This is a genomic window from Butyricicoccus sp. AM78-15b2TA, assembly GCF_027665985.1.
In the GTDB taxonomy this organism is placed as follows: domain Bacteria; phylum Bacillota; class Clostridia; order Oscillospirales; family Butyricicoccaceae; genus Agathobaculum; species Agathobaculum butyriciproducens.
Genome location: NZ_JAQEHY010000021.1, coordinates 1 through 20,017 on the forward strand (window position 1 = coordinate 1; position 20,017 = coordinate 20,017).

The 20,017-nt window shown below is 53.3% G+C and carries 16 protein-coding genes and 2 pseudogenes; 8 read left to right on the forward strand and 10 right to left on the reverse strand.

Going from position 1 to position 20,017, the window contains the following annotated elements:
* A pseudogene (locus tag PGS25_RS13925) lies at nt 1-387 on the forward strand (transposase); the annotation flags it as partial.
* Between the two features lie 519 nt (nt 388-906).
* Here PGS25_RS13925 and PGS25_RS13930 read toward each other — a convergent pair.
* The 6 genes from PGS25_RS13930 to PGS25_RS13955 form a co-directional block, all read right to left on the reverse strand.
* Complete coding sequence (locus PGS25_RS13930) at nt 907-1,536, reverse strand: hypothetical protein (RefSeq protein WP_270419135.1); 630 nt, start codon at nt 1,534-1,536, stop codon at nt 907-909.
* Nucleotides 1,533-2,384 (reverse strand): metal ABC transporter permease, encoded by an 852-nt coding sequence (locus tag PGS25_RS13935; RefSeq protein ID WP_188885844.1) that lies wholly within the window; start codon nt 2,382-2,384, stop codon nt 1,533-1,535. The genes PGS25_RS13930 and PGS25_RS13935 overlap by 4 nt, the downstream gene beginning before the upstream one ends.
* Complete coding sequence (locus PGS25_RS13940; protein ID WP_270419136.1) at nt 2,381-3,094, reverse strand: metal ABC transporter ATP-binding protein; 714 nt, start codon at nt 3,092-3,094, stop codon at nt 2,381-2,383. Before PGS25_RS13940 ends, PGS25_RS13935 begins: the two co-directional genes overlap by 4 nt.
* 12 nt (nt 3,095-3,106) lie before the next feature.
* Nucleotides 3,107-4,645 (reverse strand): metal ABC transporter solute-binding protein, Zn/Mn family, encoded by a 1,539-nt coding sequence (locus PGS25_RS13945; protein WP_270419137.1) that lies wholly within the window; start codon nt 4,643-4,645, stop codon nt 3,107-3,109.
* A 126-nt stretch (nt 4,646-4,771) separates the two neighbouring features.
* Entirely contained in the window at nt 4,772-5,068 is a 297-nt protein-coding gene (locus PGS25_RS13950; RefSeq protein ID WP_270419138.1) for a hypothetical protein, read from the reverse strand.
* A 22-nt stretch (nt 5,069-5,090) separates the two neighbouring features.
* A complete protein-coding gene (locus tag PGS25_RS13955) occupies nt 5,091-5,486 on the reverse strand; it encodes a Fur family transcriptional regulator (RefSeq protein WP_118480741.1) in 396 nt (131 codons plus the stop codon).
* Nucleotides 5,487-5,778: 292 nt separating this feature from the next.
* On the opposite strand from PGS25_RS13955, the pseudogene PGS25_RS13965 reads away from it, so the two are divergent.
* The 3 genes and pseudogenes from PGS25_RS13965 to PGS25_RS13975 all read left to right on the forward strand — a co-directional run.
* Nucleotides 5,779-6,042: pseudogene (locus tag PGS25_RS13965) on the forward strand (tyrosine-type recombinase/integrase); the annotation flags it as partial.
* Between the two features lie 588 nt (nt 6,043-6,630).
* Nucleotides 6,631-7,836, forward strand: a complete 1,206-nt coding sequence (locus tag PGS25_RS13970; protein WP_118480739.1) for an FprA family A-type flavoprotein — start codon at nt 6,631-6,633, stop codon at nt 7,834-7,836.
* Between the two features lie 588 nt (nt 7,837-8,424).
* Nucleotides 8,425-9,705 carry a glycosyltransferase family 2 protein gene (locus PGS25_RS13975; RefSeq protein WP_192924414.1) on the forward strand — a complete coding sequence of 427 codons (1,281 nt, stop codon included), beginning with the start codon at nt 8,425-8,427 and terminating at the stop codon, nt 9,703-9,705.
* A 483-nt stretch (nt 9,706-10,188) separates the two neighbouring features.
* Here the strand turns inward: PGS25_RS13975 and PGS25_RS13980 are convergent, their stop codons facing one another.
* Complete coding sequence (locus tag PGS25_RS13980) at nt 10,189-10,911, reverse strand: 3D domain-containing protein (protein WP_118480737.1); 723 nt, start codon at nt 10,909-10,911, stop codon at nt 10,189-10,191.
* A 654-nt stretch (nt 10,912-11,565) separates the two neighbouring features.
* Between PGS25_RS13980 and PGS25_RS13985 the strand changes: the two genes are divergently transcribed.
* The gene (locus tag PGS25_RS13985; protein WP_110436586.1) at nt 11,566-13,224 is read left to right on the forward strand and encodes a ribonuclease J; all 1,659 of its coding nucleotides are present in this window, start codon (nt 11,566-11,568) and stop codon (nt 13,222-13,224) included.
* A 63-nt stretch (nt 13,225-13,287) separates the two neighbouring features.
* Here the strand turns inward: PGS25_RS13985 and PGS25_RS13990 are convergent, their stop codons facing one another.
* Together PGS25_RS13990 and PGS25_RS13995 are read right to left on the reverse strand one after the other, a co-directional pair.
* Nucleotides 13,288-13,824, reverse strand: a complete 537-nt coding sequence (locus tag PGS25_RS13990) for a hypothetical protein (protein ID WP_116704867.1) — start codon at nt 13,822-13,824, stop codon at nt 13,288-13,290.
* Nucleotides 13,825-13,862: 38 nt separating this feature from the next.
* A complete protein-coding gene (locus tag PGS25_RS13995) occupies nt 13,863-14,855 on the reverse strand; it encodes a biotin--[acetyl-CoA-carboxylase] ligase (RefSeq protein ID WP_270419139.1) in 993 nt (330 codons plus the stop codon).
* A gap of 108 nt (nt 14,856-14,963) precedes the next feature.
* Here PGS25_RS13995 and PGS25_RS14000 point away from each other — a divergent pair, with 108 nt between their 5' ends.
* The 3 genes from PGS25_RS14000 to PGS25_RS14010 all read left to right on the forward strand — a co-directional run bounded on the left by PGS25_RS14000 (nt 14,964) and on the right by PGS25_RS14010 (nt 18,584).
* The gene (locus PGS25_RS14000; RefSeq protein ID WP_270419140.1) at nt 14,964-15,761 is read left to right on the forward strand and encodes a YlmH family RNA-binding protein; all 798 of its coding nucleotides are present in this window, start codon (nt 14,964-14,966) and stop codon (nt 15,759-15,761) included.
* A 246-nt stretch (nt 15,762-16,007) separates the two neighbouring features.
* Entirely contained in the window at nt 16,008-18,086 is a 2,079-nt protein-coding gene (locus PGS25_RS14005) for an S-layer homology domain-containing protein (RefSeq protein WP_270419141.1), read from the forward strand.
* A 24-nt stretch (nt 18,087-18,110) separates the two neighbouring features.
* On the forward strand, nt 18,111-18,584 hold the full coding sequence (locus PGS25_RS14010; RefSeq protein WP_270419142.1) for a hypothetical protein: 474 nt from the start codon (nt 18,111-18,113) through the stop codon (nt 18,582-18,584).
* A 60-nt stretch (nt 18,585-18,644) separates the two neighbouring features.
* Here PGS25_RS14010 and PGS25_RS14015 read toward each other — a convergent pair whose 3' ends face one another.
* Nucleotides 18,645-19,955, reverse strand: a complete 1,311-nt coding sequence (locus tag PGS25_RS14015) for an alpha-amylase family glycosyl hydrolase (RefSeq protein ID WP_270419144.1) — start codon at nt 19,953-19,955, stop codon at nt 18,645-18,647.
* Nucleotides 19,956-20,017: the final 62 nt, after the last annotated feature.

A 20,017-nucleotide genomic window follows, 5' to 3' on the forward strand; every position in this document is an offset into this window, starting at 1 on the left:
ACAAAAGCGATGTGTACACAAAATGCCAAGTGCGAAAAAACGTTACAAGGCATATCTGGCAGCGTTTTGTAGATATGGCTGAGGGTGTACGACACACGCCTTTGTGCAGGGATACCTACAAGCTAAGACAACAAAAAATTGAGCGTGTGTTTGCCGATGCAAAAGAAAAGCACGGTATGCGCTATACGCAGTACAGAGGCTTGGCTCAGGTTACCAACTGGGTGAAGCTTAAATTTGCTGACATGAATTTGAAAAAAACTGGCCACATGGAAATGGAAACGCAAAAATCCTTCTCCGGGGAAGAGGAGGAGAAGGATTTTTCCGGCCGATTATTTTTCTTGGCTGCTATTTTTTCCTTTTCAAACGAAAAAGCCTGCCTTGGCGTGATTGCTAAGACAGACTTTTTCTACAGGCGGAGGCGGCACTCAGCTGGGTGCCGCCTGTTTTTGTACATCTAAGGGTCGAAAATCACCAATTTTCGTCTCTGTAAAGCAAGGGCAGTGAAAAAGGTGAAATAGTTATCGCTTTTGTGCAGTTCCTTTGTGAAACAGTGAATTGCTGCGGGGTGAACACCATTCGCTGGGGCGTGTGTATATTTGCGGTCGTGCAAAAAATCCCACAAAACCGCAAAGTCGATAGGTGGGTATTTCGATGCAGAGTATGTTCGACACTGTGGAAACTGAAAATCAGCTTGTATTCGCAGAAAAGTTACATTTTAGGGCGATAACCGCCGGGTGATTGTAAAGCGCTATTCAATACCACCCGGCTCGCTCGATGCAGGAAGCCACGCATCGGATATATTCTGTACTGACGAGCATAATATAGCAAAACAGACAGCTTTCGTCAACCGTTGCGCAGAAATGCGGCTTCGGTGGAAAGCTGCCTATTTTTGCTAGATACGATTTCTTACTCGGTTATCTCTGCATCGACCAGATGGCAGTCCATATATCCGTTTTCTTCGTAGGTCTGGAATGTGCCAACGACCGTGATTTCTGTTCCCAGTTTGGGATAGTCGGCAGGATAGCTATGCTCGCCCGCGAGGACGAATTCCAGCCCCTGCGAGCAGCAGGCAGTCGCGTCCATGATGATGCAGACCGTGTACACCGCGCCGGTGTTCGGATTCCCATAGGCCGCAAACTGCCCATTCATTTTGATGCGCTTTCCGACATACCGATCCGGCTCGTACATCATGTTATAGATCTCGGAGTAGACCATCGTGCTGCTGAGCGTAGTCAGATCGACATCCGGTTCGCCGGAGGCCTGTGCCGGTTCATAGTCCGGAAGCGCTTCGGCGGGCTGCGTCTGCTCCGGTTCCGGAACGGATGTTTCCGGTGTAGTTTCATCCGCAGCAGGCTGCTGCTCCGGAATTGCAGTCGGCGGAACGGTCGTTTCGCCTGTGGCATTCGCTATCTGCTCCTGAACGACCTGCTGGGTCGCGCTGCCCTGCTTCGATTGAGACTGGATCTTCTGATCGCCGCAGGCGCAGAGGGAAACCAGATGAAGCGTGACGGCGAGAATAAACAAAGCCTGTTTCATGTGCGGATACCTCCCAATCGGGATATTCCTGAGAAAATCAGAAATGCAAAAATGTCCACGGCCACAATGGTCGAGCCGACCGGCGTTCCAGCTAGGATGGAGATCAGAATGCCCAGTGCGGCGCAGCAGACGGAAAGGACGGCCGCACAGATTGTCACCGCACGGAAGTTTTTGTAGACCCGCATGGCAGACAGCGCCGGGAAAATAACAAGGGCAGATATGAGCAGTGAGCCGACAAGGTTCATTGCCAACACGATCACAACGGCGACCGTTATGGCAATCAGTAAGTTATACAAATCGGCCTTTGTCCCCACAGCCTTTGCAAAGTTTTCATCAAAGGTCACAGCGAAAATTTTGTTGTAGCAAAGAACAAATACCGCCACGACCGCCACCGACAGCACCGCGCACAGCCAGACCTCGCTTTTTGTCAGCATCAGAATAGAGGTCGAGCCGAACAGCGTACTGCACACATCGCCGGACAAGTTAGAGGATGTGGAGAACAAATTCATCAGCAGATAGCCGATAGCAAGTGCCCCCACCGAGATCATGGCGATGGCGGCGTCGCCCTTGATCTTCGTGTTCTGCCCGGTACGCAGAAGCAGCACGGCGCTGATGATTGTAATGACCATGACCAGCGGCATTTCGTTGGTGATTTGTAGCACAGCGGCAACCGCCATGGCTCCGAATGCCACATGAGAAAGTCCGTCACCGATGAAGGAAAACCGTTTCAGCACCAGCGTTACGCCCAGCAGAGAGGAACAGAGCGCAATCAGCACGCCGACCACCAGCGCATAGCGGACAAAGGGGTACGCCCAATAGAGGGTCAGTTTTTCCAAGATTGCGGTCATTGTTCATCACCGCCTTTCTCTGTGGCAAATAGCCGCCCTTGCGGGCTTTGGAGATACTCTGCCTTTGTTCCGAAGAAAACGGTGTTGCCAATATGCAGAATATGGCTGGCGTATTTGACTGCGGCGGCAATATCGTGAGAAATCATAATAATGGTGATACCGTCCCGATGGTTCAGTTCGTCGATCAGACGATACATTTCCGCTGTCACTTTGGGATCAAGCCCGGAAACAGGCTCGTCCAAGAGCAGCATTTTTTGTGTGGCGCACAGCGCACGGGCAAGCAATACCCGCTGTTGCTGCCCGCCGGACAACTCTCGATAACACCGCTTTGAGAGCTTATCAATCTGCATTTTCCGAATGTTTTCTTCGGCAAGCTGTTTTTCTTCTTTGTTATAAAAGGGGCGGCTGCCGCAGCGCCCCTGACACCCGGAAAGAACGATCTCTCTCACGGATGCAGGGAAATCCTTTTGTACGACGGTCTGCTGCGGCAGGTAGCCGATCCCATTTTTCCTCAGCCCGTCGCCTGTCAAAATTCTGCCGCTGATGGGCGGCTGCAAGCCAAGGATCGTTTTCATAAGTGTACTCTTACCAGAGCCGTTTTCCCCTACGATGCAGAGGTAGTCGCCTGCAAAGACCTCAAAGCTGAGATCTTGCAGAACGGACTTCCCATCATAGCCGACGCGGAGATTTTGACAAGTGAGCTGAGCCATAGACCTACCTCCTTAACCCAATGCTTCTTTCAGCACGGACAGGTTCTTCTCCATCACGGAGAGGTAGGTCGTACCGTTTGCCACATCTTTAGAAGTGGTGGACTGCATGGAATCCATGGTCAGCACCTTTTGATTTTTCTCAGCGGTGTTCTGGACAATGGTTTCGGAAATTTTATGCTGTGCGCCCTCAATAGTCAGAACGCAGGGCAGTTTCGATTCATCCACCTTTTTAGCAAGGAACGAAACGGTCTCAAAGCTGGCTTCCGTTTCGGCGGAGCAGCCCACAAAAGCGGCATAGTAGCTCAGACCGTAATCGTCCACCAGATAGCGGAACGGGAAACGGTCGCCGAACAGAACGGTCTTATAGGTCGCAGCGTCCACGGTAGCCTGATATTCGCCGTCCAGCGCAGAGAGCTTTTCGATATAGGCAGCGGCGTTGGTAGCGTAGGTGTCCTTATTGTCGGGGTTCAGCTCCTGTAAAGACTTGGAAATGGCATTTACAAGAACCTCCGCGTTTTTCAGAGAAAGCCAAACGTGCTCGTCCTTTTCTTCCTCATGCTCGTGGTCTTCGTCCTCGTCGTGGTCATGCCCTTCCATGTGTTCGCAGATCTCTTCGCCGGTCATATCAGCCGGGAAGAAGGTAGGCCAGGAGTTTTCGGGATCGACGATCGCGTCGAAGCTCTCGTTGCTCATCCGGATGTGGAAGTGTTCGGCGGCGGCCGGTTCGATCATGTGGTCGTTGAACTCAATGTAGACCGGCGCGCCGGAATCCTTGTCCTCCGCCTCAAAGCGATACATGGCCGCCTTCGTGCCGGTAGACCAGTTCTGAATGTAATAGCCGACATACTTGTAGTTAGAGCCGACCTTCTTGCTATTTTCGTAGGTGAACTCGATGTGGTCACCCTCAATATCAATGTTGGTAATGTCCGTTTTGTAGCCGTTCTGATAGTAGGTCTTGTATTCTTCGGCGGTCATTTCGCCTTTCTCTGCCATCGCTGCAAACGCATCATCCAGTGTTCCGTCCAGCACAAAGGGATAGGCAGACTGCCAGTCGCCCGCCCAATCAGACAGGCTTCTGTCCTGAACCTCGTCATCTTCAAAGGTGGAGACTTCCTTGCTGTGGTCATGGTCGTGATCGTGCTCTGTTTCCTGCATACCCTCGACCACTTCTTCGGTCTTGACGCTGTCGCCAAGGACATCCAGCAGGTTGATGACCTTCATGTTCTTGTTGGTGGCATTTTTCAGAGTATCGTCCACCCAGCCGTCGGACTCGCCGCCCACATAGATGAACAGATCACAGTCGGAGATTTTGACAATGTCATCGGCAGTGGGCTGATAGCTGTGCAGGTCAACGCCGTTATCAAGCAGCATCGTGACCTCGGCGTTATCGGCTTTGTCACCTAAAATCTCACGCACCCAGTCATATTCGGGGAAAATGGTAGTGACAATGCTCAGTTTGTCGGTTTTGTTGGTATCGTTCTGCTTTCCGCAGCCGGCAAGAGCGCCGACGAGCATCAAAAGCGCAAGCAGTAGCGCAGTTACTTTTTTCATAGGGTTTGTTACCTCCAAATCATGATAAGAACTTAAAAATGGGCGCAAAAATACAAGGGTAACAGCAACGCCGCAAAAGTCTATCCGAAAACAGATAGACTACACCCTTGTAAAAAGTTCTTATTTTTAATTTGAAAGTTTGACCTTGAGAGAAACCAGCGTAAAGGTGCGGGCAACCTCTGTACAGGAGGGAATGATCCGGCACAGAATATATAGAATCGCCGCTACAGTAGCTACGGCGGAGCCAGCAAGCCCAATGCTTTTGAGCAGGTTTTCGCAGACGTTGATCTGATGGCAGATGGCGCAGTCCACGCCAGTACAGTCATGGTCGGATTCCACTGCGATATAGGCAAGAGAGGACAGCATAACAAAGGCCAGCACTACGGCCAGCAAGCCCGTCATAAAACGAAATTTCTTTGTCATGGTCTGTCCTCCTTTCCAATCGTTATTTTCCCTTGCAGTCCGAACAAGTTCCATAGAGGATCGTGTAAGTCGTGTCCAATATAAACTGTTCGCTCTGCGCCAAATGCTTTGCAAGCAAAGCTGCGTTACCATCTGCCATGTGAAAGGTCTTGCCGCATTTGATACAGCTCATGTGCAGCGCACCTTTGCAGCTTTCGGCATCAAGGTATTGATAGTAGACCTCGCGCGTGCCGCTCTTGCTGCTCCGACGCACTTTTTCCTCTGTCTCTAACTGTGCAAGGTTTCGATATACGGCGCTCAGGCTGATTTTTTTATCTGCCAAAGCGTCCGCAATTTGCCGTGCGGACAACAGCTCGTCCGGGTGCTGGCTCAAATAGGCAAGCAGAACCTTTCGCTGCCGCGTGCTGTAGCTATGCAAGTCACCGCACCTCCAATTTGCAGTTCATTCGCAAATATTATAATCCGAGAAAGCAAGAAAGTCAATATACGAGTTGTTCGCAAATTGCAAGTTTTCAATGAACGCAGCTACCGCGAAAATCAAAACCACTTTTACTGTTGCCCAATATGTTTGACTGCATATTTTAGGACTACAATTTCTGGATGTTGGAGTTGCCACTTGTCCAGATGCAGGAGATGCTCGGCAAGGCAGGGGTTTCCCTTACCCATTCGAGCAAATTCGATATGATTGTAGAATATTTTGTCGAACGAGGAAGCATAGAATAAAGCCAAGGCTTGGTGAGCATCAGCCGAACAATCCCAAACTGGTGTATACGATGGACTTCAAGGTGACCCCACACATGCTGCGGCACACCTACATCACCAATCTGATTTACAAAGGTGTTGATCCTAAGACGGTGCAGTATTTGGCAGGTCATGAGAACAGCAAAACGACTATGGACATCTATGCGAAAGTCAAGTATAATAAACCTGAAGAATTGAGCAGCGTTGTGAATGCAGCATTCGGGCTGCGTTAAATTGCACCAAAAATTTCGCGATTTCGTGGGTTTACCTATGGGTTTACTGAGAGCGGGAAGCCCGAAAACCCGCATGAATACTGGACTTTTCGGATCAAGGTCAGGTGAGTACGTCCTCAAGGCAGCACGTCGCGCACCGCAGTTCTCCAAGCGCTAATCAATATTTGTGCTTTCAAAATGCAGAAAACGCAAGTTTTCTGCACTTTTTCTTTATTTATCGACAAAACAATATATGCAGAATTGCAATGCAAAACATGTGCTTTTCTCATCAATAAAACCGTGCTGCAATAGAAGTAGACCCGAAAAGGAAACGGAGAATGCACATGGCAAAGACAAAACGCTCGATCGATATACTGCACGGACCGCTGAACGGCAAACTCCCGGCGAGATTGTCGGCCGGCTGATCAGCCTGTTGTTCATGGTGCTCGGTACCTGCCCGCTGCTGCAATCGATCGAAACCTGTATCCCGTCAAAAACCGGCTGTTTCATCGGTCGTTTTTTTGTATGCCGAGACTAACCCTACCACTGGACGAATGCACAAAAATATGCTACAATTCAATATAGATATTTACACGGAGGTGTCGTGCGATGCACAGTACCAGAAAGGTCAAGGATGATCTCATTTATGTTGGCGGCAGCGATCGCCGCCTGAGCCGCTTTGAAAATTTGTTCCCGATCCCCAAGGGGGTATCCTATAACAGCTATGTGCTGTTGGACGAGAAAACCGTGCTGTTTGACACGGCAGACGAGTCCATTAGCCGTCAGTATATCGAAAACGTCGTTCACGCGCTGAACGGCCGTCCGCTGGACTACATGGTCGTTCAGCACATGGAGCCGGATCACTGTGCGATGATCGACGATATGCTGCGCCGCTATCCGGAGGTGAAGATGGTATGCAGCGCCAAGGCGGTCGGCATGTTCGCCCAGTTCTACGGAACGGACGTTGCCGCGCGTGCGCTGGTCGTCAAGGAAGGCGACAAGCTGTCCACGGGCGAGCATACCCTGCATTTTGTCATGGCGCCGATGGTGCACTGGCCGGAGGTCATGGTCACCTACGACGAGAAGGACAAGATCCTGTTCTCGGCTGATGCGTTCGGCACATTCGGCGCACTGGCGGGCAACATTTTCGATGACGAGATCACGTTCGACACCACATGGATGAACGATGCCCGCCGTTACTACACCAACATTGTCGGCAAGTACGGCGTACAGGTGCAGACGCTGCTTAAGAAAGCGGCATCGCTCGATATTGAGATGATCTGCCCGCTGCATGGTCCGATCTGGCACAAGGATCTCGGCCTGCTGCTGGAGAAGTACCAGAAGTGGAGCACCTACGAGCCGGAGGACAAGACGGTCATGATCGCCTACGCGACCATGTACGGCAACACCGAGAACGCCGCAAACGTGCTCGCAGGCATGCTGGCCGACAAGGGCGTGAAGAATATCGCGATGTACGACGTTTCTGAGACCGACGTTTCCGAGCTGGTGGCGGAGAGCTTCCGCTGCAGCCATCTGGTGCTCGCTGCGCCGACCTATAACAGCGGCATCCAGCCGAAGATGGAAGCATATCTGTCCGACATCAAGGCGCTTAACTTGCAGAACCGCACGGTTGCCGTCATTGACAACGGTACCTGGGCCGCTACTGCGGGCAAGCAGATGATCGGCATGCTCGAGGGCATGAAGAACATGACCATCCTCGAGAACCCGATCTCCATCAAGTCTGCACTGGCAGAGAATCAGCTCGGCGCACTCGAAGCGCTGGCTGACGAGCTGGCAAAGCAGGTAAACGGTTAAGGCAATACCGCATAATTGAACAAGAGCGATTTGCGAGCAAATTTTGTGTACTAACGAGGCGCGGTTTTGCAGTAATACTTAATGTATTACTGTGAAATCGCAACAAAGTCAGGACACAAAATTTCCGCAAAGCGCCGCAGCTTTAATTGTGCGGTGTTGCCTTAATAATCAAATACCGGCGGCTGTCGCAATGCGGCAGCCGTTTTGCTGTATATGCAGGGAAGAGCGGCGAGGAAAAATGCCCTCCCTTCCTTTATAAAATGTATACGAAATTGATGATGTTATAGAGAAAACCCGGATTTGTCCAAGCAAACAGCAGGGAAAAGTGAAAGAGCGTCAGCGGTGCGGAACGAATGCATCTCCCGGTTTACTGTTTTCCACGAAAAGACAGGGCAAAGTGGCATGAAAAAACGCATGAAAGCACAAAAATTTTGTGCGAACAGTGAAAAATTAAAAATTTTGTGAAATCCGGTTAAAAATGTGTTGCATAATGCGTTAATAGTGATATTATAGTACAAGGGTTGAAACAACCGCCACAATATCTAAAGTATAGAGAAAATACATCAGGAGAAGAAACGAGGAATTTTTATGCTTCGGTTTTTGGAGAGCATGCAGTGGGTGCTGTTCATTTTCTTTACTGCGGCGTATGCGTACCAGATCTTTTACCTTCTGGTTGGCTTGTGGGGCAAGCAGCGCGGCGGCGTGGAAAATGCAGAGCTGCACCGTTACGCGGCGATCATTTCAGCACGCAATGAGTCCGCCGTTATCGGCAGACTGATCCGCACCTTGAAGGAGCAGGATTATCCGTCAGAGCTGCTTGATGTCATTGTTGTTGCAGATAACTGCACGGACAATACCGCTGAGGTAGCGCGCAGCGCCGGTGCGATCGTGTACGAGCGATTTAATAAGGTGCAGGTCGGCAAGGGCTACGCGCTGGACTATCTGTTCAAGCGTATTTTCGAGGAGCAGGGTGAGGATGCATACGACGCGTTTTTCGTATTCGATGCGGACAACATCGTAGATCCGCAGTTCGTCCGTGAGATGAACAAGATGTACGATACCGGCGAGTATTCCGCACTGACCAGCTACCGCAATTCGCAGAACTTCTGCGCGAACTGGATCTCCGCAGGCTATGCACTGTGGTTCCTGCGAGAGTCGCGCTTCCTGAACCGCCCGAGAACCCGTCTGGGCGTCAACTGTGCGGTTTCCGGCACCGGTTTTCTGATTTCGGCTGATGTGCTCCGTGAGGAAGGCGGATGGAATTATCATCTGCTGACCGAGGATATCGAGTTCTCCATCGCCAGTGCGGTTCGCGGCCGTAAGATCGGCTACTGCGGCAATGCCATCATCTATGATGAGCAGCCGGAGCATTTCCGCCAGTCGTGGGATCAGCGCCTGCGCTGGAGCAAGGGCTTCTATCAGGTGGACGCAAAGTATACCGGCGCACTGCTGCGCGGCTGTACGCGCGGCGGCAAGGCGGGCATGTCCTGCTATGATATGCTGATGACGGTTGCACCGTGCAACCTTGTTACCATCGGCTCGCTGCTGCTGGCCGTACTCCTGTGCGTGACCAGCTTCGCACAGCCAGCATACATTACATATCGCGTTATGCGCATGCTCGGCCGTATTCTGATGCTGACCGTGCGCGGCATTACGTTCAGCCTGTTTGCCTTCGGCGCGGTGACGATGATCGCCGAGTGGAAGCGCATCGCAGGTCCGGCGTGGAAAAAGGTGCTGTATACCTTTACCTTCCCGTTCTTCATGCTCACCTATGTTCCGATTTCGATCGCCGCTCTGGTCGGCAAGGTCGAGTGGAAACCGATCCAGCATGGCATCGCCAAGGTGCAGGAGGAGCGCGAGAGCGCGTAATTGAATCAAAACAGCCGCAGGTGTCTGCGGCTGTTTTTTTACCATTTGCAGATGTGTAATCGTAGGGGAGGCCGGTGGTCTCCCTTGTGCCACCAGACCAACGAGTTGCGCGGCACAGGTATCCTCTGGAGGACTCTCTCTTGTCCTTCGGGCAATTCACCGTTCTCTGATTTTCGCTGTGCTGAATAGGAAGGAGGGAACCTTGGTTCTCTTCTTCTTGTGCCCCTGCCGGGGAGGCAGGATTCTCTCGCTTCGCAAGCGAAAACCCTAATTTCTGGAATGATAACGAAAACCCACTCAAACGCCGCACAATCGACTTTGCAAATTTGTCGTATAAGTTTGAACCGATCCATCAAAAGTTCATCACACGCGATTCTGACGCGAAATACAAAACGAAAACCGATGCCATCCATGTCTGCAACCGTAAAACCGCTCAAACAGGCAGAAAAAAAGAGCCGTGCTTTCGCACAGCTCTTCAAAAATTTACTTGAGCAGATATACATTTGCGTACTGCACGCCAAGCTCGTTTGCACGCTCGTGGGTGCTTACTGCAATGTCGATTTTGTTGCCCTTGATCGCTCCGCCGGTGTCCTCAGCGATGAACACGCCGTAGCCCTCGATGAATACGCGGCTGCCGAGCGGAATGACGGACGGGTCAACTGCGATCGTGCGGCCTTCGGTCAGGGTGGTGCCGGTAGCGGTCAGTGCCAGATTGTTGCCGTTGCATTCAACGCACGGATCGTAGAAGGTCAGTTTATAATTGCCAAGCGCAGTGGCATTTGCCTTGATGGCATCGCTTGCCAGATACGTTGTGGAGTAAGCTACCGGACGGGCAGTGGCTGCACTTGCGACCAGCTGGTTGTAAGCGGTCTTGGTTGCAGCGGCCTTGATCTCGGCTTCCTTCTTAGCAGCTTCTTCAGCGGCCTTTTTGGCAGCCTCAGCCTTAGCCTTCTTAGCAGCTTCCTCCTGCGCCTTCTTGGCAGCATCCTGCTGTGCCTTGAGTGCGGAAGCCTTTGCCTTCGCCATAGCCTGCTGTGCGTTGGAGATTTCGGCAGAGGTGAGCACCGTGCCGACAGAATGGTTCAGAGTGGAAGAGAGTACCGCAGTCGGCTGCTCCAGTGCAGCAGCGCCGAAGGTTGCCATCGAGCCTACCGTGAAGGTTGCCGCGAGGAACATGGCAGCATGCTTACGCAGAGAAATAGACATTTGTGTTACGCTCCTAAAAGTCAGGTGAAAACGCAGCGGGAACACTTCCCGCGCCACCGGAAAAACCGATGTTGTTTTCTGGGTTGTTACTGTTTTGTTTACGTTCTGTTTCCGAACTGTAACCAATCATACTGCATCCTCTCCGATTTGTCAAACGGTTTCATAGAATTTTGTGCACATTTCACAGAGTTTGTCGCTGGATTTCGTTAATCTGTATGGCATAATTGGGCGAAAATGCGGTTTTTTACGGTTAGCCGTGTAAAACGCACATCGGCGGCTTTGTTACAAACCGCAGGGACCGAAAGGGAAGTCTGCCCGGTTGGACCGGTCATTATGCGGGACACGCAGAATGGGTAAAACAGCGGGACACTGTGCATAAATAGTATATAGGCAGATTGGCTGTTTCGACGAAGCCGTGCAGAGCGCTTTGATGACTGACTCTTTACAATTCTACTGAGCTGTGGTATATTAAAAATAAGTGTTTGCAGTCCGTGTGGGAATGCGCTGTGCCATTTGCAGCGAAAACGGACCGCATCCTTCACATGTGGATAAAGACAGACGGGATCGCATGGTCTGCCTTTTCAGAAAAGCGGAAACGACATCCGCGTACATATAATAAACAACAATCAGATAAAGGAAAGTGATAATACTATTATGAAGGAAAAACTGAAGATCATACCGCTCGGCGGTCTGAACGAGATCGGTAAGAACATGACGGTGATCGAGTACGGCAATGACATCGTAGTTATCGACTGCGGCGTTGCCTTTCCGGATGACGACATGCTGGGTGTTGACCTGGTCATTCCGGATACAACGTACCTCAAGCGCAACCTGAACAAGCTGCGCGGCTATGTGATCACCCACGGACATGAGGACCATATCGGCGCTATTCCGTATGTTCTGCGCGAGTGCAACGCACCGATCTACGCGACCCGACTGACCTGCGGCATCATCGAAACCAAGCTGTCCGAGCATAAGATGCCCCAGAAGGTCAAGATGAATCGCGTGCGCGCCGGTGATACGATTAAGCTCGGCTGCTTCAAGATCGAGTTTATCCACACCAACCACTCTATTGCGGATTCGGTTGCACTGGCGATCACCACGCCGCTGGGCACCATCCTGCACACGGGCGACTTCAAGATCGACCTGACGCCGGTTTCCGGTGAGATGATCGACCTTGTCCGCATCGGTGAGCTGGGTAAGAAGGGACTGCTTGCGCTGATGAGCGACTCGACCAACGTCGAGCGTCCGGGCTACACGCCGAGTGAGAAAATCGTCGGCAAATCGCTCGAGAAATTTATCATGGAGAGCGACCAGCGCATCATCATTGCAACGTTCGCGTCCAATGTATCGCGTCTGCAGCAGATTCTCGACATTGCCGCCAAGGCAGGACGCAAGGTAGCCGTTTGCGGCCGAAGCATGGAGAAGATCTCCAAGGTTTCGATGGAGCTGGGTTATCTGAAGGATTCCGGCAAGGTCATGATCGACATTTCCGAGATCAAGCGCTACGCGCGCAGCCAGCTGATCATCGTATCCACCGGCTCTCAGGGTGAGACCATGTCCGCGCTGTACCGTATGGCGTACGGCAGCCACAAGCAGGTGGAGGTCAACTCCGGCGACCGTATCCTGATCGCAGCGTCTGCTATCCCGGGCAACGAGAAGTCGATCAACAACATGGTCAACGAGCTGTACAAGCAGGGCGCTGAGGTCATTTACGACCGTTCGGCAGCCATCCATGTTTCCGGCCATGCCTGCCAGGAGGATCTTAAGCTGATGCTCGGTCTGTGCAAGCCGAAGTATTTCATTCCCGTACACGGCGAGTACCGCATGCTCGTGCAGCATGCCGGTCTGGCACGCGAGATGGGTGTCAACCCGAAGAACATTCTTGTCAGTGAGATCGGCCGTCCGATCGAGATCAGCGAAAATTCGGCTCGTCTGGGCAATTCCGTGCCGGCAGGCCGTCTGCTGGTAGACGGTCTGGGCATCGGTGATGTCGGCACTGCCGTTCTGCGTGACCGCAAGCATCTGTCCGAGGACGGTCTGCTGGTTATCGTCGTCACGGTTGACGCAACGACCGGCGTTGTCATTGCGGGTCCGGATATCGTATCGCGCGGTTTTGTTTATGTCAAGGAAGCCGAGGCTCTCATGGAGGAGCTGCGTACCATTTCGCAGATGGCGCTCGACCGCTGCTCGGTAGAGAATCTGCGTGACTGGAACAGCCTGAAATCCGCCATCAAGGGCGATGTAAGTGATTACCTGTTCAAGAAGACCAAGCGCAGTCCGATGGTCCTGCCGATCATCATGGAAATCTAAATGTAAGCCAGATAAGAAAAGACACCGATTTTTTCGGTGTCTTTTTTCATATAAGCCCTATAATTAACCTTTATACATGCCGATCTTGCACAGCTCTTTAATCATATCCGGCACGGTCTGACCGGCAATCTCGAGCCGCTCTGCGGCGCCGGGTTTCTCCTCGGAGAACGTATCCCATGCGGTGACAAGATGTCCGGTCGGCTCCATGCCGTACTTTTTCAGCAGGGGAACGAAACGCTTTGCGGTCTCGCTGTAAATGGACAGAACCTTGTACTTCTGTACGAAAAGCTCCTCCTCGGTGGTCAGAGAGCCAATGGCGAATGCCGAAAGACCGTCCTGATACAGCAGCTCGCCGTAGCCGTCTAAAATCATGGTCAGCTGCTTTTTTGTCATGCCGTCCAGATACCAGACCTCATCGCTTTCCGCATCCGGATGGATGGCGAGGAACAGCGGCTCGTCCAGCTCGGCGTAGAACGAATGCACAAAGTCGCTCAGCTTCTCAAAGCTGAGGTTTGCGGTGATGGTGTTGCCGTCCAGCTCGTACTGCTCGGACAGCTTTTCGGGGAACGGAACGGTCACGCCTGCAGCGGTTTGAAACATAGAAATATCTCCTTATATATAATGTATAAAAATGCGGTTTACAGTCGAATGCTGATCTCGCCCGAGGACAGGGCATTCACCTGTCCGTCTGCGGTTTTGACCAGCAGATGTGCATCCTCGTCCAGTCCGACGCACTCGGCTTCGTAGCGGCCTGCCGGACTGCTGACCGTTACCGGACGGTTAATGCAGCACAGCCGTTCGCGGTACTGCTCGAGCAGCTCGGGTTCCTTGCCCTGCTCGAGCAGCATGTACACATCCTCGAAGTGGTTGAGGACAGCGGCTGCCAGTTCGGCTCTGCGGGGCGGCTTGCCGAAGTCGCTGATGGCACCCGCGACCGCCTGTACTTCCTCGGGCCACGCCGGATTGGGCTGCAGATTGATGCCGATGCCGACCACAAGCGAGCTTACCGTGCCGGTTTCACCCTCGATCGTCGCTTCCGTGAGGATGCCGCACAGCTTGCGTCCGTTCATCAGCACGTCGTTCACCCATTTGATTTGCGGCGTGAAGCCAGCTGTCTGCTCAATGGCGCGCACGACCGCGATCGCCGCCGAAATGGTGACGAACGACAGGTGCGACAGCGGCAGTGTCGGATGCAGCAGGATGGTCATGTACACGCCGGTGTCGGCAGGGGAGACGAACGTGCGGCCGAGCCGTCCGCGCCCGCCGGTCTGCTCCTCGGCAAACAGCGTGAAGCCGTGCGTTCTGCCGAGATACTGCTCCTTCATCGTTGTGTTGGACGAGGTGAGCGACGGCTCGACCAGGATTTCGCGTCCGATGACCGCGGTATCGAGCAGTGCGTCAATGCCTGCGGCGGTCAGGCTGTCGTCATCCGAGGCCAAGCGATAGCCTTCTCCGGTCACGGCGTCAATGGCAAGGCCGCTCTCGCGCAGTGCAGCGATCGCCTTGTGCACCGCCGCACGGGATACGCCAAGCTGCTCGGCGAGCCGTCCGCCGGAAAGGCGGGTGCCTCGTGCCTGTTCGAGTGCCTGCAAAACGGCGTCCTTCACGGTCAATTCGATCATCTCCATCATTAAAATGCTAATCTCTATTGTAAACGAAAAAAGAAGATAGTACAATACTATCATGCAAAACAATAGGCGGCATAACGGAAAATCTATGCCGCAATGGAGGAAAATACCTTGAAGACCAAGCAAGAGATCCTGACCGCGCTTGCACACAGCGGCGACGATAAGCTGCTGCTGGCAGGACTGCTCGACAAGGAGCAGACGTGTGAGCAGCGCGGTTATCTGACCCATACCAAGTTCCTCGACCTCAAGCAGCGGGCGCTGTGCACGGATGCGGTGCGCCTTGCCGGAGCGACCGGTCATGCGCTGTTCTGGGGCGGCTATGAGGACGCGGAACGCGGGATCTATCTGTTTTATCCGGATTACATGGATGCCGAGAGCGCAAAGATGTCCGCACCGCTGGCGCTGCTGCGCGCCCGCAAGCGCAGGGAGGACACGCTCACGCACCGCGACTACCTCGGTTCGCTGATGGGACTGCAGATCGACCGCTCGGTGGTCGGTGACATTCTCGTGCACGAGGAAGGCGCAGACATCATCGTGCTCGAGGACATGGCGGAGTTCATCCTCATGCACTTCGCCAAAGCGGGCCGCAAGCAGCTTTCGCTGACGCGCGAGGACCTCAGCGACCTGAAGCATGCGGCAGTCGAGGAAAAACGGGGGACCGGTTCGGTGGCGTCGCCGCGTCTGGACAGTGTAGCCGCTCTGATTTTTGGTCTGCCGCGCAAGGACGCACAGGCGCGGATCGAGAAGGGACTGGTGTTCGTCAACAACGCGCTCTGCATGAAGCCGGAGCACCAGATTACGGAAGGCGACCGTCTGACTGTGCGCGGCGTCGGCCGTGCGCGCGTGGAGGCGTTCGGCGGTACGAGCCGTAAAGGACGAATTTTTCTCGAATATGTCCGAAATGCGTAAACATTGGCAGAATGTGTCCGGCAAAGCCTGTTGTCAAGCGGGTTTGTCTATGTTATACTTTAGGCAATACCAAACGATTAAAGCTGCGGCGCTTTACGGAAATTTTGTGTCCTGATGTCGTTGTGATTTTTTGCAATACCTCGTATTGCTGCAAAACCACGCCTAATCAGTACGCAAAATTTGCTCGTAAATCGCTCTTGTTCAATCATTTGGTATTGCCTGTAACCCACATACGAGGTGTATCTTATGAAAAAACGTTTATTATCTGCATTCCTGTGTGCGGCGATGCTGGCAACGATGATACCGGCAGCATTTGCCTCCGATCTGGACGGACACTGGAGCAAAAACTTTATCGAATATCTGGATGAGGAGGGCATCATCAATCCGAGTGCGACCACCGGCAAGTACGAGCCGGAGCGCAAGGTCACTCGTGCGGAGTTCATGCGCTATGTCAACCGCGCGTTTCACTTCACAGAGAAGGCAAGCATTTCGTACAGCGATGTGCAGTCCAACTCGTGGTACTACGACACGGTGCGCATTGCCGAGAAGTACGGCTACATCAACGGCACCGGCAACGGCAGGATGAATCCGGAGGGTTATGTCACCCGTGAGCAGGCGGCGGTTATCCTCGGGCGGCTGTACAAGGCCGATCCGGGTAATGTAAAACCGGCAAACCTGTCTTTTAAGGATAAGGCGAAGGTTGCGGCGTGGTCGGCAGGCTATGTCAAGGCGGCTGTGGACAAGGGCATCATCACCGGCTACAAGGACAATACCTTCAAGCCGACCAAGGTCATCACCCGCGCAGAGCTGGCGAAGATCCTGTACTATTATCTTGGAACCTCGCTCTCGACGGCAGGAAAAGCGTATACCGGCTCCGACCTCAAGAGCGATACCGCGAACGTCACCATTTCGGAAAGCTGCACGCTGTCCGACGCGACGATCGATGGTGATCTGTACCTGACCGAAGGTCTGGCCTCGGATGCGGTACAGCTGAATGACGTGTACGTCAAGGGTACGATCATTGTAGCCGGCGGCACGGTAACAATGACGAATACAATGAGCGACCACATCGTTGTGTCCTCGCCTATGGGTCGCCTGCTGCAGGTTACTGCGGCAGGCGCCGCTCGTTTTCCGAGCACGGAGGTTCGCAGCACAGCGGTGCTCTACGAGAAAAAGCTGACCACTGCAGGCTATGAAGGCTTCGCGGATGTAAAAATAAACGGAGATAAGAAGGTTTCGCTGACGCTGGATGCGGATATCAATCATCTGGAGCTGAATACCGAATCCACGGTTTCCATCACTGCGAATGCGTCGGTCTACCGCATGACCGCCAGCAAGCCTGCGTCTGTCACCGGCTACGGCACGATTTATCAGGCGGAGATCAAGAGCAGCGGCGTGAGTTTTGCCAGCAGCGTTGCGATCTCCGGCTACACGATCGCAAACGGCGTGACCGCCATCGCAGGCGGACAGACGCTCACGGGCAGTGTGACGGCGGCTGTTTCGCCGGAAAGCATAGCGGTCGATTTGAATAACCTCTCTGCACTGGGCAAAAATGTTGCGGTCACCGTGCCGAACGGTCTGAAAATTGAGAAAATCGAGAGTAACGGTGCAATCCTCACTGCAGGCACGGACTATACGCAGACCTCGACCGGAGCCGCCATCAGCGCGGACTGGCTGGGCAGGCTGCCGCGCGGTAACTACAAGCTGACGCTGACGCTCTCGGACGGCAAAACGGCGGCAATCGCCATTGCTGTTACCGATTCTTCGGTGAGCAAAAATGTGCAGAATGCGTCTTTTGACCGCTATTACAAGTCGGAGAACTACGCAGATGTACGCACGCGTCTGAGCGGCGCCAATACCTCGGAGGATATCCGGGATGTGGTGCTCGGTCTGTCGAGCATCGACTACACGTTCGATTCTTCGACGCGTTCGCTCATCCTGCCGCGCGGTGTACTGGCGCAGCTTCGAGCGGGCAGCTACACCATTAGCGTTGAACTGAAAAACGGCAAGACCGAGGTGTTCACCCTGACCGTGAGCGATTCCGCACCGACCGGCGAAAGCTGGGCGGTCGAGGAGTACAACACGTTCTCGCCGAGCGAACCGAAGTTCACGCTGCCGCTGACGCGCACAAGCCTGAAAAGCGTGACCGTGAACGGCGATACGCTGACCTCAAACAAGGACTACACGGTCAGCGGTCAGACGCTGACGCTGAAAAAGTCCGCGCTCGAGCGTTACCGCAAGGACGGTACGACTGTCGTATTCAGCGCCGATCTGGCGGACGGCACGGCGTATGCCCTCGTTATCGACTATGTAAAGCGAAAGTAACTTCTTGTAAAGGAGCGTGATGAAATGAAAAAGGCAGCAGGCTTTATCGTTTTACTGATTTTCATGACGGGATTGATCGGCTGCAGTGGAAAAACGGTCAAGCTGGACTTGCCGTTTACAGCCGATGATGTGGAAAGTGCTGTAATGTATCATTTCGAGGGCGTCCCTATAACGGCAGAGAAGAAAAGCGTTACAGACAAAGACGATATCAAAGCGCTGTATGAGCGGCTGGAAGGTCTGCCGCTCAAAGATAAGACGATAGATGATAGCGGCTCCGGAGGAGATGTGACCAGTTTTCGGTTTCAGCTTTCGGACGGGACGAACTATGAACTGATTTACGTCTGCAGCGGCGTGAAAAACGGCTATCTGGCTTCGCAGACAGGCGGATTTCGATATTTCACACGAGCGGATATCGGCGCCTGCTGGAATGGCTTGAATCAAGAGCTTGTGGCAGAACATGCCGATCAGAACGAACTGCCGGAATACGATCCGACATAAAGGCATAAAAACCCTCCGTATGAAACCATACGGAGGGTTTTCTCGATCTTACGGGGACGCTCAGCACTCGCACTTCCAGAAATAAGCCGAGTACGGAGGCAATTCGCTTCCACCGCCGAAGTCGTGCATTTCTCCGGTAATGAGGTCCACAGCACGGCCGCAGCGTGCGTCAAAGTGCGCATGATACGGCTGCTCGTCGATATTTACGGCAACGAGCACGCGTTCGCCGTCTGTCTCGCGCTCCCAGATGCACTGCTTGTTGGTAAGCACAAGCTGCTTAAAGCCGCCGTAGCAGAGCGCGCGGCTTTCACGGTGCGCCTTCGCCATTGCGGTGATACGGGCGGTCAGGTCGTTCTCGATCGGCTGCTCGAACGAGGGGCGCAGAGCGTCATCGCCGTCCTGCTTTTTGCCCTCGGCGCCCCATTCGCTGCCGTAGTAGATGCACGGAATGCCGGGCATACCGAACAGCAGCGCATAGATCAGCGGCAGATGCGCCGGATTCTGCAGGATGGACGCAACGCGCGTCACATCGTGGTTATCCACAAACGAAAGCAGGTGCTTGCCTTTATACAGCGTCCAGTTTTCCGGACCGAACTGGCGCAGCAGCGAATGCGTGATCTCAAACAGGTTGTAGCTGTTCATCGAGGAATACAGACCCTTGTAGCACTCGTAATTCGTGCAGGAGTGCAGCATGCCGTCTCCGACAAACTGGTTGTAATCGCCGTGGAGCAGCTCGCCGACGAGGAAAAAGTCGGGCGAGAGCGAGTCACAGAAGCCGCGCAGCGCACGGATGAAATCCTTGTCGAGACAGTACGCCACGTCCAGCCGCAGACCGTCAATGCTGAATTCGTCCTTCCACTGCCGGATACACTCGAAAATGTGGTGCTGCACATCCGGATGGCGCAGATTGAGCTTTACCAGCTCAAAATGACCTTCCCAGCCCTCGTACCAGAAGCCGTCATTGTAGTTTGAATTGCCGTCAAAGGAGATGTGGAACCAGTCCTTGTAGGGGGAATCCCACTTTTTCTCCTGCACATCCTTGAACGCCCAGAAACCTCGTCCGACGTGATTGAATACGCCGTCCAGCACAACTTTGATGCCGTGCTCGTGCAGCGTTTTGCAGACGGCGGCGAAGTCCTCGTTGGTGCCGAGACGGCAGTCCACGCGGCGAAAATCGCGGGTGTCGTAGCCGTGGCTGTCGGATTCAAAAATCGGGGAGAAGTACACGGCATTGCAGCCGAGCGACGCGATATGCTCTGCCCAGTCGCTGACCTTGCGGATGCGCGGAACGGTCACGCCGTCGTTTACGCGCGGCGCACCGCAGAAGCCGATGGGATAGATCTGATAAAATACGCTTTCGTATGCCCACATGAAAAACACTCCTTTACATCGGGTAGCATTTTCAGTATAATAAAAGTGAATAAGAAATGCAA

Bases quoted from the DNA above. Each gene is read 5' to 3' on its own strand.
- PGS25_RS13930 (WP_270419135.1), bottom strand. From the start codon at position 1,536: ATGAAACAGGCTTTGTTTATTCTCGCCGTCACGCTTCATCTGGTTTCC.
- PGS25_RS13935 (WP_188885844.1), bottom strand. From the start codon at position 2,384: ATGACCGCAATCTTGGAAAAACTGACCCTCTATTGGGCGTACCCCTTT.
- PGS25_RS13940 (WP_270419136.1), bottom strand. From the start codon at position 3,094: ATGGCTCAGCTCACTTGTCAAAATCTCCGCGTCGGCTATGATGGGAAG.
- PGS25_RS13945 (WP_270419137.1), bottom strand. From the start codon at position 4,645: ATGAAAAAAGTAACTGCGCTACTGCTTGCGCTTTTGATGCTCGTCGGC.
- PGS25_RS13950 (WP_270419138.1), bottom strand. From the start codon at position 5,068: ATGACAAAGAAATTTCGTTTTATGACGGGCTTGCTGGCCGTAGTGCTG.
- PGS25_RS13970 (WP_118480739.1), top strand. From the start codon at position 6,631: ATGCACAGTACCAGAAAGGTCAAGGATGATCTCATTTATGTTGGCGGC.
- PGS25_RS13975 (WP_192924414.1), top strand. From the start codon at position 8,425: ATGCTTCGGTTTTTGGAGAGCATGCAGTGGGTGCTGTTCATTTTCTTT.
- PGS25_RS13980 (WP_118480737.1), bottom strand. From the start codon at position 10,911: ATGTCTATTTCTCTGCGTAAGCATGCTGCCATGTTCCTCGCGGCAACC.
- PGS25_RS13985 (WP_110436586.1), top strand. From the start codon at position 11,566: ATGAAGGAAAAACTGAAGATCATACCGCTCGGCGGTCTGAACGAGATC.
- PGS25_RS13990 (WP_116704867.1), bottom strand. From the start codon at position 13,824: ATGTTTCAAACCGCTGCAGGCGTGACCGTTCCGTTCCCCGAAAAGCTG.
- PGS25_RS13995 (WP_270419139.1), bottom strand. From the start codon at position 14,855: ATGATGGAGATGATCGAATTGACCGTGAAGGACGCCGTTTTGCAGGCA.
- PGS25_RS14005 (WP_270419141.1), top strand. From the start codon at position 16,008: ATGAAAAAACGTTTATTATCTGCATTCCTGTGTGCGGCGATGCTGGCA.
- PGS25_RS14010 (WP_270419142.1), top strand. From the start codon at position 18,111: ATGAAAAAGGCAGCAGGCTTTATCGTTTTACTGATTTTCATGACGGGA.
- PGS25_RS14015 (WP_270419144.1), bottom strand. From the start codon at position 19,955: ATGTGGGCATACGAAAGCGTATTTTATCAGATCTATCCCATCGGCTTC.